9 protein-coding genes and 1 pseudogene are annotated in these 13,725 nt (G+C 70.7%); 6 read left to right on the top strand and 4 right to left on the bottom strand.

Going from position 1 to position 13,725, the window contains the following annotated elements; genetic code table 11:
* Positions 1-78: 78 nt before the first annotated feature.
* The 3 genes from groES to ACPPVO_RS56860 all read left to right on the top strand — a co-directional run bounded on the left by groES (position 79) and on the right by ACPPVO_RS56860 (position 5,590).
* Entirely contained in the window at positions 79-393 is a 315-nt protein-coding gene (gene groES / locus ACPPVO_RS56870) for a co-chaperone GroES (RefSeq protein WP_223099008.1), read from the top strand.
* Positions 394-488: 95 nt separating this feature from the next.
* Positions 489-2,126 (top strand): chaperonin GroEL, encoded by a 1,638-nt coding sequence (gene groL / locus ACPPVO_RS56865; protein ID WP_426508057.1) that lies wholly within the window; start codon positions 489-491, stop codon positions 2,124-2,126.
* Between the two features lie 1,955 nt (positions 2,127-4,081).
* On the top strand, positions 4,082-5,590 hold the full coding sequence (locus tag ACPPVO_RS56860) for a molybdopterin-dependent oxidoreductase (protein ID WP_426508055.1): 1,509 nt from the start codon (positions 4,082-4,084) through the stop codon (positions 5,588-5,590).
* A 190-nt stretch (positions 5,591-5,780) separates the two neighbouring features.
* Here ACPPVO_RS56860 and ACPPVO_RS56855 read toward each other — a convergent pair.
* A pseudogene (locus ACPPVO_RS56855) lies at positions 5,781-6,119 on the bottom strand (WhiB family transcriptional regulator); the annotation flags it as partial.
* Between the two features lie 180 nt (positions 6,120-6,299).
* Between ACPPVO_RS56855 and ACPPVO_RS56850 the strand changes: the two are divergent.
* Positions 6,300-7,058, top strand: coding sequence for a LuxR C-terminal-related transcriptional regulator (locus tag ACPPVO_RS56850; protein ID WP_426508053.1), 759 nt, complete (start codon positions 6,300-6,302; stop codon positions 7,056-7,058).
* A gap of 68 nt (positions 7,059-7,126) precedes the next feature.
* Here ACPPVO_RS56850 and ACPPVO_RS56845 read toward each other — a convergent pair whose 3' ends face one another.
* Positions 7,127-7,519, bottom strand: coding sequence for a DUF5319 domain-containing protein (locus ACPPVO_RS56845; RefSeq protein WP_350611924.1), 393 nt, complete (start codon positions 7,517-7,519; stop codon positions 7,127-7,129).
* 122 nt (positions 7,520-7,641) lie between these two features.
* Between ACPPVO_RS56845 and guaB the strand changes: the two genes are divergently transcribed.
* Together guaB and ACPPVO_RS56835 are read left to right on the top strand one after the other, a co-directional pair.
* A complete protein-coding gene (guaB, locus tag ACPPVO_RS56840) occupies positions 7,642-9,141 on the top strand; it encodes an IMP dehydrogenase (RefSeq protein ID WP_426508051.1) in 1,500 nt (499 codons plus the stop codon).
* 37 nt (positions 9,142-9,178) lie between these two features.
* Entirely contained in the window at positions 9,179-10,297 is a 1,119-nt protein-coding gene (locus ACPPVO_RS56835; protein ID WP_360374551.1) for a GuaB3 family IMP dehydrogenase-related protein, read from the top strand.
* Between the two features lie 51 nt (positions 10,298-10,348).
* On the opposite strand, the gene ACPPVO_RS56830 is transcribed toward ACPPVO_RS56835, so the two are convergent.
* Both ACPPVO_RS56830 and ACPPVO_RS56825 read right to left on the bottom strand, forming a co-directional pair.
* Positions 10,349-10,768 carry a roadblock/LC7 domain-containing protein gene (locus ACPPVO_RS56830; protein WP_246655828.1) on the bottom strand — a complete coding sequence of 140 codons (420 nt, stop codon included), beginning with the start codon at positions 10,766-10,768 and terminating at the stop codon, positions 10,349-10,351.
* Complete coding sequence (locus ACPPVO_RS56825; protein WP_426508049.1) at positions 10,765-13,521, bottom strand: nitrate- and nitrite sensing domain-containing protein; 2,757 nt, start codon at positions 13,519-13,521, stop codon at positions 10,765-10,767. The genes ACPPVO_RS56830 and ACPPVO_RS56825 overlap by 4 nt, the downstream gene beginning before the upstream one ends.
* Positions 13,522-13,725: the final 204 nt, after the last annotated feature.

Genomic DNA, 13,725 nt, shown 5'->3' with positions numbered 1-13,725 from the left:
ACATACCCGGCCGGGGCCGGCACCCGCGACGACGGCTTCACCGGGCACTCGATAGCAAGCTCGATACCCCAGGAGGGTATGCCCGTGACTACCGCGACGCAGGTTGCGATCAAGCCGCTCGAGGACCGCATCCTGGTCCAGGCCAACGAGGCTGAGACGACCACCGCCTCGGGCATCGTCATTCCGGACACCGCGAAGGAGAAGCCCCAGGAGGGCACCGTCATCGCGGTGGGCCCGGGTCGCATCGACGACAAGGGCAACCGGGTTCCGATCGACGTAAAGGTCGGCGACACCGTCATCTACTCGAAGTACGGCGGCACCGAGGTCAAGTACGCCGGCTCGGAGTACCTCGTGCTCTCGGCCCGCGACGTCCTCGCCGTCATCGAGAAGTGACCGTTCTTCACTAGAAGCAGTGGCCACCGCCCCGGACCCGTGCGCAAGGCGCGAGGCAGCCGGGGCGGTGTCGCTTTGAAGGGAATCCACCAAGCATGGCGAAGATCCTGAGTTTCTCCGACGAGGCGCGCCACCTTTTGGAGCACGGCGTCAACCGCCTGGCCGACACGGTCAAGGTCACGCTCGGCCCCCGCGGGCGCAACGTCGTCCTGGACAAGAAGTTCGGCGCCCCGACCATCACCAACGACGGCGTGACGATCGCCAAGGAGATCGAGCTCTCCAACCCGTACGAGAACCTTGGCGCGCAGCTGGTCAAGGAGGTCGCCACCAAGACGAACGACGTGGCGGGCGACGGCACCACCACCGCGACCGTCCTGGCCCAGGCGCTCGTGCGCGAGGGCCTGCGCAACGTCGCCGCCGGCGCCAACCCGGCCGGCGTGAAGCGCGGCATCGACCAGGCCGCCGCCGCGGTCGTCAAGGCGCTGAAGGACAAGGCCACCCCGGTCGCGAGCCACACCGAGATCGCGCAGGTCGCCACCATCTCCGCCCAGGACGCCACCATCGGCGACCTGATCGCCTCGGCCATGGAGCGCGTCGGCCGCGACGGCGTCATCACGGTGGAGGAGGGCTCGATCCTCACCACCGAGCTCGACGTCACCGAGGGCATGCAGTTCGACAAGGGCTTCATCTCCCCGCACTTCGTCACCGACGGCGAGGCGCAGGAGGCGGTCCTCGAGGACGCCTACGTCCTCATCACCACGCAGAAGATCTCCGCCATCGAGGAGCTCCTGCCGCTGCTGGAGAAGATCGTCCAGAACAGCAAGCCGCTGCTGATCATCGCCGAGGACGTCGAGGGCCAGGCCCTGTCGACCCTCGTGGTGAACGCCATCCGCAAGACCTTCCGGGTCGTCGCGGTCAAGGCTCCCGGCTTCGGCGACCGCCGCAAGGCGATGCTGCAGGACATCGCCATCCTCACCGGCTCGGAGCTGGTCGCGCCGGAGCTCGGCTACAAGCTCGAGGGCACCGGCCTGGAGCAGCTCGGCACCGCCCGCCGCGTAGTGGTCACGAAGGACCTGACCACGATCGTGGACGGCGGCGGCGAGCAGTCCGAGGTCGCCTCGCGCGTCGAGCAGCTGCGCAAGGAGGTCGAGGCCTCGGACAGCGACTGGGACAAGGAGAAGCTGAACGAGCGCATCGCCAAGCTCTCCGGCGGCGTCGCGGTCATCAAGGCGGGCGCCGCGACCGAGGTCGAGATGAAGGAGCGCAAGCACCGCATCGAGGACGCCATCTCGGCGACCAAGGCCGCGGTCCAGGAGGGCATCGTCCCCGGCGGCGGCGCGGCCCTCGCCCAGGTGACCTCGGTCCTCGACGGCGACCTCGGCCTGACCGGCGACGAGAAGGTCGGCGTGTCGATCGTGCGCAAGGCTCTCGTGGAGCCGCTGCGCTGGATCGCGCAGAACGCGGGCTTCGACGGTTACGTCGTGGTCGGCAAGGTCCAGTCCCTTGACTACGGCCACGGCCTGGACGCGGCCACGGGCGAGTACGTCGACCTCGTGAAGTCCGGCATCGTCGACCCGGTGAAGGTGACGCACAGCGCGGTCGCCAACGCCGCGTCGATCGCCGGCCTGCTGCTCACGACGGAGAGCCTGATCGTCGAGAAGCCGGAGGCGTCCGAGCCGGCGACCGGCGGCCACGGCCACGGCCACGGCCACTCGCACGGCCCGGGCTTCTGACCGGTTCCCCGCGATACGCACAACGAGCCCCGAGCGGTTTGTTCGCTCGGGGCTCGTCCATGTCCACGGCGCGTGCACGTTTACTGAGATCTGTTCCGCCCGACGCACGTTCGTGCGCGAGGAGTGCGCGTGTCGAACTCAGGCGCCTCGGCTCGGGGTTCATTCGTGCACGTTTGCTGAGGCCTGTTCCGTCCGGCGCACGTTCGTTCGTGTGCGAGGAGTGCGCGTGTCGAACTCAGAGGCCCCGCTCGGGGTTCATTCATGCATGCAAGGGTGCGCGAATAGCCACGGCGTTGTCCGTCCGGCGCACGTTCGTTCGTGTGCGAGGAGTGCGCGTGTCGAACTTGGGGGTCCCGGCTCGGGGTTCATTCGTGCACGTTTGCTGAGGCCTGTTCCGTCCGGCGCACGTTCGTTCGTGTGCGAGGAGTGCGCGTGTCGAACTTGGGGGTCCCGGCTCGGGGTTCATTCGTGCACGTTTGCTGAGGCCTGTTCCGTCCGGCGCACGTTCGTTCGTGTGCGAGGAGTGCGCGTGTCGAACTTGGGGGTCCCGGCTCGGGGTTCATTCGTGCACGTTTGCTGAGGCCTGTTCCGTCCGGCGCACCTTCGTTCGTGTGCGAGGAGTGCGCGTGTCGAACTCAGAGGCCCCGCTCGGGGTTCATTCATGCATGCAAGGGTGCGCGAATAGCCACGGCGTTGTCCGTCCGGCGCTCGTTCGTGCCCAAGGACTGCACATCTCGAGCGCAGAGGCCTCCCGCGTGAAGTTCATTAACGCGCGTCGAGTGCACATATCGGCTTCGAAATCTCCACCCATGGTTCGTTTGCGTGCGTGGGATGCACATTTCCGGCGCAGAGTGCTCCGCCCGGTGCTCGTTCATGTGTGCGGGCTGCAGGTGTCGAGCGCCCAACGCATGCAAGGATGCGCATGACGTGCACCCGAGTGCGTGTTTGTGCGTCCGGGGCTGCGTGTGAGGTGCACAGGGCTGTGCGTGCGGGTGTCCGGTAGCGCGTGTGGGGTGCACGGAGTTGTGCGTGCGGGTGTCCGGTAGCGCGTGTGGGGTGCACGGAGTTGTGCGTGCGGGTGTCCGGTAGCGCGTGTGGGGTGCACGGAGTTGTGCGTGTGGGCGTCCGGTAGCGCGTGTGAGGTGCACGGAGTTGTGCGTGTGGGCGTCCGGTAGCGCGTGTGAGGTGCACGGGGCGGTGCCTGCGGGTGTCCGGGATTGCGTGGAGGGCGCGGGGTTGTGCGTCCAGGCTCGGGTGCGTGCGCGAAGTGTTCGTGGGGTGCGCGATGTCGTGCAGCGCTCAAGTCCGTTTGCATGCGCGAGGTGTCCGCGGTGCTCGTCGCGTGCAAACCAGCTCACTCCGGCGTGTGGAGTTCGCGTGTTGAGCGCCAACCGGTGTCCGTTCACCCAGCCCCCGTCGGCAGCTGCCGTGCGATAGGTCGGGCGTTCCGCCGGCCCGGCCGCCGTTGGCGGTTGCCGTGCGATAGGTCGGGCGTTCCGCCGGCCCGGCCGCCGTTGGCGGTTGCCGTGCGATAGGTCGGGCGTTCCGCCGGCCCGGCCGCCGTTGGCGGTTGCGGTGCGATAGGTCGGGCGTTCCGCCGGCCCGGCCGCCGTTGGCGGTTGCGGTGCGATAGGTCGGGCGTTCCGCCGGCCCGGCCGCCGTTGGCGGTTGCGGTGCGATAGGTCGGGCGTTCCGCCGGCCCGGCCGCCGTTGGCGGTTGCGGTGCGATAGGTCGGGCGTTCCGCCGGCCCGGCCGCCGTTGGCGGTTGCGGTGCGATAGGTCGGGCGTTCCGCCGGCCCGGCCGCCGTCCGCGGCTGCCCTCCGATAAGTCGGGCGCTCCGCGCCGCGACTTATCGGATTTATCCCCCGACAGGCGAAAAGTCCAAACCCGGAAAAGGTTAGGGACTCATTACGCCACTTGGTGACGTGTGGATGATCGCAGCATGCTGTAGGCGTGCAGACTCGTAGGTTCGGGGCGCTCGCCGGGCTCGCCGCCGCGGGGGTCGCGCTCGGTGTTGCCGAAGTGGTCGCGATCCTCACCGGGGCGTCCACGTCGCCCCTGCTCAGCGTCGGTGGTGTCGTCATCGACAGCGTTCCGGCGTCCGTCAAGGACTTCGCCGTCGACGTGTTCTACACGTACGACAAGCTTGCGCTCAGTATCGGCACGCTCGTCGTGCTCGCGGCCATCGCCGCGGGCATCGGGGTGCTGGCGACCCGGCGGCGCATCTGGGGGTACACCGGAATCGCGCTGTTCGGGGTTGTCGGAATCGCCGCCGCGCTCAGCCGGCACAACGCGCCCTGGTATGCGTTCGTCCCCACGCTGCTGGGCGCGGCCGCCGGGGCCGGGGTGCTGCACTGGCTGCTGACCCACGAGGCGGGCGACAACGCCACGCCCGAGGAGCGGCGGTGGTTCCTGCGCGCGGCTGGGTACACCATCCTCGGCGCCGCCGTCGTGGGCTTCGCCGGGCGCTGGTGGTCCACCCGCCGCAACGTCGAGGCCGACCGGGCCGCTATCGACCTGCCCAGCGTGCCGCCGAACACGGTCGCCCCGCTGCCGCCCGAGGCCGACGCCAACCTGCCGGATCTGGCCCCGTTCGTCACGCCCAACAAGGACTTCTACCAGATTGACACCTCGCTCGTCGTGCCGCAGCTCACGACCGAGGACTGGAAGCTGCGCATCTTCGGCCGGGTCGAGAAGGAGATCACGATCAGCTGGGCCGAACTGCTGAAACGGCCGATGATCGAGCGGTACGTCACGCTCGCCTGCGTCTCCAACGAGGTCGGCGGCGGCCTCATCGGCAACGCGAAGTGGCAGGGCGTGCGCGTGGACGACCTGCTCGCCGAGGCGCGGCCCAAGGCCGGGGCCGACCAGGTGGTCAGCCGCTCGATCGACGGGTTCACCGCGGGCACCCCGACCGCCGTCCTGCGCGACGGCCGCGACGCCATGCTCGCCATCGCCATGAACGGCGAGCCGCTGCCCGTCGCGCACGGATTTCCGGTGCGAATGGTGGTGCCGGGATTGTACGGATACGTCTCCGCCACGAAATGGCTCGTCGAACTTGAGCTGACCTCGTTCGCCGATTTCGACGCCTATTGGATCAAGCGCGGATGGTCCGCTCAGGGGCCGATCAAGACCGAGTCAAGAATCGACACGCCGCGGGACGGGAGCAATCCCCGGGCCGGCGAGATCATGATTGCGGGCGTGGCCTGGGCGCAGCACCGGGGCGTTTCCAAGGTCGAAATCCGGATCGACGACGGGGCCTGGCAGACCGCGACGCTGCTGCCGGTGCCGTCGATCGACACCTGGCGCCAATGGACCCTGAAGTGGGCGGCCACGCCGGGGCGGCACCGCATCACCGTGCGCGCCAGCGACAACGGCGGCCAGACCCAGACCGACGCCGTGGCGCCGCCGGATCCCGACGGCGCCACGGGGTGGCACTCGATCAACATCGACGTCAAGTAGAGACGTCAGTAGAGGTCAAGCGGCCCTAGCGGGCCGCGGTGCGCGACCGGGCGTTGCCGGCCGACAGCTGCGGCCTCCGCTGCGACGGCACGCCCGGCGCCGGGTGCGTCGAGCCCGGGCGGCCCGGCACCACGCGCAGCGGCTGCTGGGCGCCGGCGTTCGGGGCCGCCATCGGCGGGGTCGGGCGCAGGCCCAGCTTCGCCTCCAGGCGCGCGACGTCGACCCGGGTGTGGCGCCGGTCCGCGGCGTCCTCCCAGCCCAGCGCCAGCAGCCGGAGCCGCTCGCCCTCGGTGAAGCCGCCCCACACGCCGTAGGGCTCCCGCGTGGCCAGGGCCTGCGCGGCGCACTCCGCGCGGACCGGGCACACCCGGCAGACGTTCTTGGCGGCGGTCTCCCGGCGACCGCGCGACGCGCCGCGCTCACCGTCGGGGTGGAAGAACTGGGCGCTGTCCCGTCCGCGGCACAGGCCGAGCCGCTGCCAGTCCCAAATGTCCGCGATCGGACCGGGCAGGCGAGTTACATTCGTCATTCGCTCCTCCTTCCAGGCGTGCGGCCTGGAATTCGCGCGCGGCCCATTTCGGGTACAACGCGCGAGACCGCCACAGGTAACGGCATGTCGTCGGTCAATTTCTCGTAGGCCAATCGCGGCAAAACCACGTCTAGATCTCGCCATTTCGTGTTTCTCTCTTTGAGAGAGAGGAGCACGACGGTGCGTACGATTTTGGTGTGTGTGCGAACGCAGGTTGCGGCACAGACGGTTGCCGCGGCCGCGGCCAGACTGGGAGTGGCACACGCGGTGCGGACCGCCGTCACAATGGTCGAGGCCCTGGCGCGTCTGTCTGAGCAGCCGGCCGACCTGGTGCTGGCGGACCCGTCGCTGGCCCGGCCCGACAGTGCGGAGTTCTCCCGCCGCGTGCTGGCCGTGGCGCCGGGCGCGACCGTGGTGTTCTTCGGCACGGAGGAGCCCCGGGCGGCCGCGGCTGCGATCGCGGCCGGTGCGCGGGCGGTCATCCGCGTCGACACGGCCGATCCGGTCACGACGCTCGCGAAGGCGGTGCTGCTGGTGCTGAGCCAGGTGGGCCGCAGCAACGGCGACCCGGTGCTCCAGGCGCGCATGGGCGCGCCGAGCCAGGCGGCGGGCGGGATGCTGCAGGCCGGGCGCGGGCTGCCCGCAGCGGCGCGGACCGCGGTCGGGATGCCGGGGGCCCGGGTGGCCGGGGCCGGCGTACCGCAGCAGCGCGGCGACGTGCCCGGCGAACCCCCGCGCCGGCGCGTGGAGCTGACCGAGCGCGAGCTGCAGGTGCTCCGCGGCATGGCGGACGGCAAGAGCAACGCCGAGATCGGGCGGGAGCTGTTCGTCTCCGAGGACACGGTCAAGACGCACGCTCGCCGGCTGTTCCGGAAGCTCGGCGCACGCGACCGGGCACACGCCGTAGCGGCGGCATTCCGTGCCGGGCTTGTGAGTTAGCGGCGCTGCAGGCCATCCGGGGCATGCCGCAGCGGTACCCGCCGCGCGGTGAACCTAAACGAGGCCTGCTATCCGTCGCCGTCGTCGGTCGCACTCGCCAGTGCGTCGTGAACCCCGTCAGCGTAACCCCGCGCGTACTCCCATGTGACGTAATGGTCCGGGTCGGGGTCGAAGGCGGGCTCGTGCACGCGCGGGCGCCCCGACGTGAGCAGGTGTTTCAGGTTGCCCCGCAGCAGATCCCAGTCGAAATAATGCGGTTCGTGGCAGTCCTCACACTCGATGACGAGCCCGCGGACGCCGATCGCCGTGAGCAGCGCCTGGTAGATCTCGAGGTCCGCGAGGTCCTCGAGAACGTCCTGGCGCTCGGCGGCGGTCAACGGGTCTTCGTTCCCGCTGTCGTCGAGCTCGGCCGAGGGATCGGCCGGGTCGCCGGCGAACGGGTCGATGGGCTCTTCGTGCACGCCTCAACGGTATCCCCATTCGGCCCTGGTGTGGGGCCGGGCACGGCTCTGCCATGGCGGACGGGTGCGCCGCCGGGGCGGAAGTACGATAAGACGCACCCGCCGGACGACCGAGAGCTGGGATGCGCTTCATGGATTTTTCGCGACCTGACGTGCTGCCTTTGGGCCTGACCTTCGACGACGTGCTGCTGCTTCCGGGCGAATCGGACGTGGTGCCCAGTGGCGTCGACACCTCGAGCCGGGTCACCCGGAACATCACTCTCCGGATACCGCTGGTGTCCTCGGCAATGGACACCGTGACCGAGGCCCGGATGGCGATCGCCATGGCGCGGCAGGGCGGCATCGGCACCCTGCACCGCAACCTGTCGATCGAGGACCAGGCGCTGCAGGTCGACCAGGTGAAGCGCTCCGAGGCCGGCATGGTCACCAACCCGGTGACGTGCTCGCCCGACGACACCCTGGGCGAGGTCGACGCGCTGTGCGGCCGCTACCGCATCTCCGGCGTGCCGGTCACCGACGCCGACGGCCAGCTCGTCGGCATCGTGACCAACCGCGACATGCGCTTCGTGTCCGACCCGAACATCCGGGTCCGCGAGATCATGACCGTCGCGCCGCTGATCACCGCGCGGGTCGGGGTGAGCAAGGACGAGGCCCTGGCCCTGCTGCGCAAGCACAAGGTCGAGAAGCTGCCGATCGTCGACGGCTCCGGCAAGCTGCGCGGCCTGATCACCGTGAAGGACTTCTCCAAGAGCGAGAAGTTCCCGCACGCGACCAAGGACGAGGCCGGCCGCCTGCGCGTGGCCGCCGCGGTGGGCGTCGGCGAGGACTCGTACAAGCGGGCCCGCACGCTCATCGACGCCGGCCTGGACATCGTCATGGTCGACACCGCGCACGGTCACAACCGGCAGGTGATCGAGATGGTGGCGCGGCTGAAGAAGGAGTCCACGGTCGACGTGGTCGGCGGCAACGTGGCCACCTACGAGGGGGCCAAGGCGCTGGCCGAGGCGGGCGCGGACGCGGTCAAGATCGGAGTCGGGCCCGGCTCGATCTGCACCACGCGCGTGGTCGCGGGCGTCGGTGTGCCGCAGATCACCGCGATCATGGAGGCCTCCCGGGCCTGTCGTCCCTTGGGTGTACCGGTCATCGCCGACGGCGGCATGCAGTACTCGGGCGACATCGCCAAGGGCATCGTGGCCGGCGCCGACACCGTGATGCTGGGCAGTCTCCTGGCCGGCTGCGAGGAGAGCCCCGGCGACCTGATCTTCATCAACGGCAAGCAGTTCAAGACGTACCGCGGCATGGGCTCCCTCGGCGCGATGCAGTCCCGCGGCCAGGCGCGCTCCTTCTCCAAGGACCGCTACTTCCAGGACGACGTGAACTCCGACGACAAGCTGGTCCCCGAGGGCATCGAGGGTCAGGTCGCCTACCGCGGCCTCCTCTCCGCGGTGGCCCAGCAGCTCGTCGGCGGCCTGCGCTCCGGGATGGGCTACGTCGGCGCGGCCACGATCCCCGACATGCACGAGCGCGGCCGGCTCATCCGGATCACCGCGGCCGGGCTCAAGGAGAGCCACCCGCACGACATCCAGATGACCGTCGAAGCGCCGAACTACCACTCGCGCTAGAGCGCCGAGCACCCCCCGAATTCAACAGGAGCTGACAATGCGTGACGTGGTCGAGATCGGGCTGAGCAAGAGCGCCCGGCGGGGCTACCACCTGGACGACATCGCGATCGTCCCGACGCGCCGCACCCGCGACGTGGACGACGTTTCCACGAACTGGCAGCTCGACGCGTACCCGTTCAAGATCCCCTGCGTCGCCCACCCCTCCGACGCCACCATGAGCCCGGCCTCCGCGGTCGCGCTCGGGCGGCTCGGCGGCCTCGGCGTGCTGAACGTGGAGGGGCTCTGGACGCGGTACGCCGACCCGACCAAGATCCTCGAGGAGCTGGCCGGACTCGACGACGAGGCCCCCGCCACGCAGCGCCTCCAGGAGGTCTACGCCGAGCCGATCAAGCCCGAGCTGATCGGCGAGCGGGTCAAGGAGATGCGCGACGGCGGCATCACGGTCGCGGTGCGCGTGTCGCCGCAGCACACCCTGGCGCTCGCCCCGGTGATCCTCGACGCCGGCGTGGACATCCTGGTGATCCAGGGCACGCTGGTCTCGGCCGAGCACGTCTCGACCACCGACGAGCCGCTGAACCTCAAGGAGTTCATCGCCGACCTCGACCTGCCGGTCATCGTCGGCGGCTGCACCAACTACCAGACCGCCCTGCACCTGATGCGCACCGGCGCCGCCGGCGTCATCGTGGGCATCGGCGCCGACGAGTGGTCGACCACCGACCGCGTGCTGGGCATCCGGGTGCCGATGGCGACCGCGATCGCCGACGCCGCCGACGCGCGCCGCGACTACCTGGACGAGACCGGCGGGCGATACGTGCACATCATCGCCGACGGCAACATCCAGACCTCGGGCGACATCGCCAAGGCCCTGGGCTGCGGCGCCGACGCCGTGATGGTCGGCGAGCCGCTCTCGCGCAGCGACTCTGCCCCGGCCGGCGGCGCCTGGTGGCACTCGGTCTCGAGCCACCCGAAGCTGCCGCGCGGCTCGTTCGGGTCGGCCGAGCAGACGCTGGGCAGCCTGGAGAAGGTGCTCTATGGCCCGTCCGAGGACCCCGACGGCGCGCTGAACCTCTTCGGCGGGCTCAGGCGGGCGATGGCGAAGTGCGGGTACCGCGACCTCAAGGAGTTCCAGAAGGTCGGCCTGATCCTGGACAAGTGAGCCACCGCCGGGTGCTCGGGCTGAGCCTGAGCACCCGGCGTCGTTCCCGGATCAGCGGGGCAGCGCCTGCTGGAGCTCCGCCCGCAGCGCCGGGGTCAGCATCTCGCCCGCCTGCTTGGCCAGGCGGGCCATCTCGTAGCCGACCACGCCGATGTCGGCGTCGCGGCCGGCCAGCGTGGCCAGGATCGAGCCGTCGCGGATCGACATGACCAGGAAGAAGCCCTGGCCCATCTCCACCACGGTCTGCTTGACCTCGTCGCCGTCGAAGATCCGCGCGGCGCCGCTGGTGACGCTCACCAGGCCCGACGTGACCGCGGCGAGCTGATCGGCGCTGTCACGGGGCAGATGGTCCGATACGGCCACGAGCAGGCCGTCGGAGGAGACCACCACAGCATGGGCGATGCCGGGTACCCGCTCGGTGAACGCGTTGATCAGCCAGCTCAGGTCCCGTGCTTGTTGGCTCAGGGTCACGCCGTGCTCCCTCGATGTTCGTTGATCGGCACCGTGGGCACCTCGTCCTCGTTCGCGGCCCGATGCACGCCACTGTAGAACCGGGTGAGCATGCTGCCCACGCTCGCCGGGTCCGGCTCGGTGTGCGGCATCGTCACCTGCTGGGTCTCTTCCGGCGCCGGAACCGGCTGGTTCGGGTCGCCCGGCAGCTGCGCCTGCGGTACCCGGATCGGCAGGCCGGCGCTGCTCGTGCCGGCGGTCACCGGCTGCCGCTGGGCCGGGATCACCAGCGCCGGCCGCGGGGCCTCGCCGCCCCCGCCGCGCGACCACCAGCGCGTGCCCTTCGGGGCCGGCGCCCCGTTGGGCCGGGACGCGCCGGCGATGATGTCCTCGGCCCGGCCCGGGCCCCGCTTGGCCGGCCCGCCGTTGGGCGGCGCGGAGGCCGGCGTCGCCGAGACCGGTACGGCCGAGACGGGCGCCGCGGACACCGGGACGGCCGAGACCGGGGCCGCGGACACCGGGACCGCGGAGACCGGCGCCGCCGAGACCGGGGCCGATGAGACGGGCGCCGCCGACACCGGGGCATTCGGGACCGGCGCGGCGCGAGGCGCCTGGGGCAGCGGCGGCGCGGCGACCGAGGGCACGTCGGAGTCGGCCTCGTCGTCCGCGGGCTCGCCGTCGACCGGCTCGGTCTCCGGCGGGGCCGGTTGGGAGGGCCGGGACGGCAGCGCCGGCAGCACCGCAGTCGGCGCGTCCACGATCGGCGTGGCGCCGGCCGGGGCCTGCGAGGCACCGCCGTCGACCGGGATCGGCAGGCGCGCCGCCCCGGCCAGCCGGGTGGCCGCACTGTTGCCGTAGAGCCCGACGCCGTCCGGCGGGGTCGCCAGCAGGCGGGCGGGCAGCGTGACGTACGCGGTGACGCCGTCCTCGCTCGCCGTGAGCCGCACCGACACGCCGTGCCGGTCGGCGAGGTGGCCGACCACGACCAGGCCCATCCGCTCGGACGCGGCCACATCGATGGCGATCGGGCTGGACACGCGCTCGTTCGCCTCGAGGAGGCCGGACTCGGTCATGCCGATGCCCTTGTCCTCGATGACGATCGTCGCCTCGCGGGCCTGCTGGGCCGGCCAGCCGGTCACCGTCACCACCGTGTCGGGCGGGGAGAACGTGGTCGCGTTCTCCAGCAGCTCCGCGAAGAGGTGCACGATGTCGGAGACCGCGTGCCCGACGACGAAGACGTCGTTCGACACGTCGTGACGGATGCGGGCGTACTGCTCGATCTCCGCCATCGCCGCGAGCATGACCGCGGACAGCGACACGGGCTGGGCCCACCGGCGGGTCGCCTCGCTGCCCGCGAGGACCAGCAGGTTCTCGTCGTTACGGCGCATGCGGGTGGCCAGGTGGTCCAGCCGGAACAGGTTGGCCAGCTGGTCCGGGTCGGTCTCGGCCGACTCGAGCTGGTCGAGCAGCTGCAGTTGGCGCTCGACGAGCGTCTGCGAGCGGCGGGCCAGGTTGACGAACATCGAGTTGACGTTGCGCCGCATGACCGCCTGCTCGACGGCCAGGCTGACCGCGCTGCGGTGCACGGCGGTGAACGCGTCCGCCACCTCGCCGATCTCGTCGGACGAGCGCACGCGGGTCGTGGTGTCGACGGTGACCGTCTCGCCCCGCGGCAGCGTCCGCAGGCGCTGGATCGCCTCGGGCAGCCGGTGCTGGGCCACGTCGAGCGCCTGGGCCCGCAACTGGCGCAGCGAGCGGGCCATCGACCGGCCGATGAGCCAGGACAGCAGTAGGGCCAGGAGCATGACCAGCACGATCGCCGAGGTGGCGACGATGGCGTTGGTCCGCTGCGTACTGCTCCGGTCGCCGGCGCCGTTGATCGCGTCCTCGAGCATCAGCTTCTCGATGCTGCGGATGTACTCCAGCTCCTGTGTGCTGGCCCGCCACCAGTCCTCGGCGGAGACGCCGACCGCGGCGCCCCGGGACCGGGAGATGATCTCCTGCTGGAGCCGGGCGACGGTGGACACGGCGGTCTGGCGCAGGTTCTGGTCGTACAGCGCGAGATGGCGCGGGCTCGCCGAGGCGCGGAACCGCTCGATCGCGGCGATCTGGCGCGCCTGGATCTCCGAGAAGGTCTCGAAGTCGTCCGGCGCGAACTTCCCGGCGCTGGTCGCGGCGAAGATCCGCCCGCGCAGCTGGTCCTTGAGCTCCTTGGCCTGGGCGAGGTCCATGAGCGAGGAGACCTCGGCCACCGACTGGGAGTCGCCGCCGATGTCGGGGCGGTCCGGCACCAGGTCGAAGAGGTGCTGGATGGTCACCGAGAACTGGTCGAACACCGCCTCCTCGCGCAGCCACCGGTGCGCGACGCCGTCGCGGACCAGGCCGAGGTCGGTGAAGTCGGCGGCCATCCGGTTCTGCACGCCGCTGAAGATCGGGTTCTTGAGCAGCGGGCGGGCCTGCTCGGAGAAGGCCTGCAGGGCGGCGTCGGTCGCGGCCTGGCTCTCGGCCAGGTCGTCGGCGGCCGGATTCGGACCGGACGGCGGCGGACCGCTGGTCGTCTTGGCGAGATATCCGACCGTTCGGTCCCTCTCCAGCTGCAACTGGTGGATGAGATCGGTCAATTGGCGGCCGACCTTGACCCCTTGGGCGAACTGGTCCAGCTTCGTCGCGTCCTGCACGGACACGTTGATCTGTACGCCGGCGATGACCAGGAAGGCCACGGCCGGCAGGACGAGCACGGCCGCGAGCTTCGTGGGCACGCGCCAGTCGCGCACCCGGAACAGGGATGCGCTGCGCCGTTGCGGTTCCCCGGGCCGCCTCCGGCGATGGCTGTTCACCTTCATCACGACGGCCGGAGCCCTCGAGGAAGGCGGCGAAGCGAAGGTCTGCACCCCTCCACACCTTTCGCATGCGTCATCGCGCTGCCGAGCAGCGTGCGGCACTTATCAAACCAGGGTTGCGACCTGTGTCCAACCACG

It is taken from the genome of Dactylosporangium sp. McL0621, assembly GCF_049995355.1.
Taxonomy (GTDB): Bacteria; Actinomycetota; Actinomycetes; order Mycobacteriales; family Micromonosporaceae; genus Dactylosporangium.
Note: the sequence above shows the minus strand (reverse complement) of the source record. Positions and strands in the feature narration are given on the sequence as shown.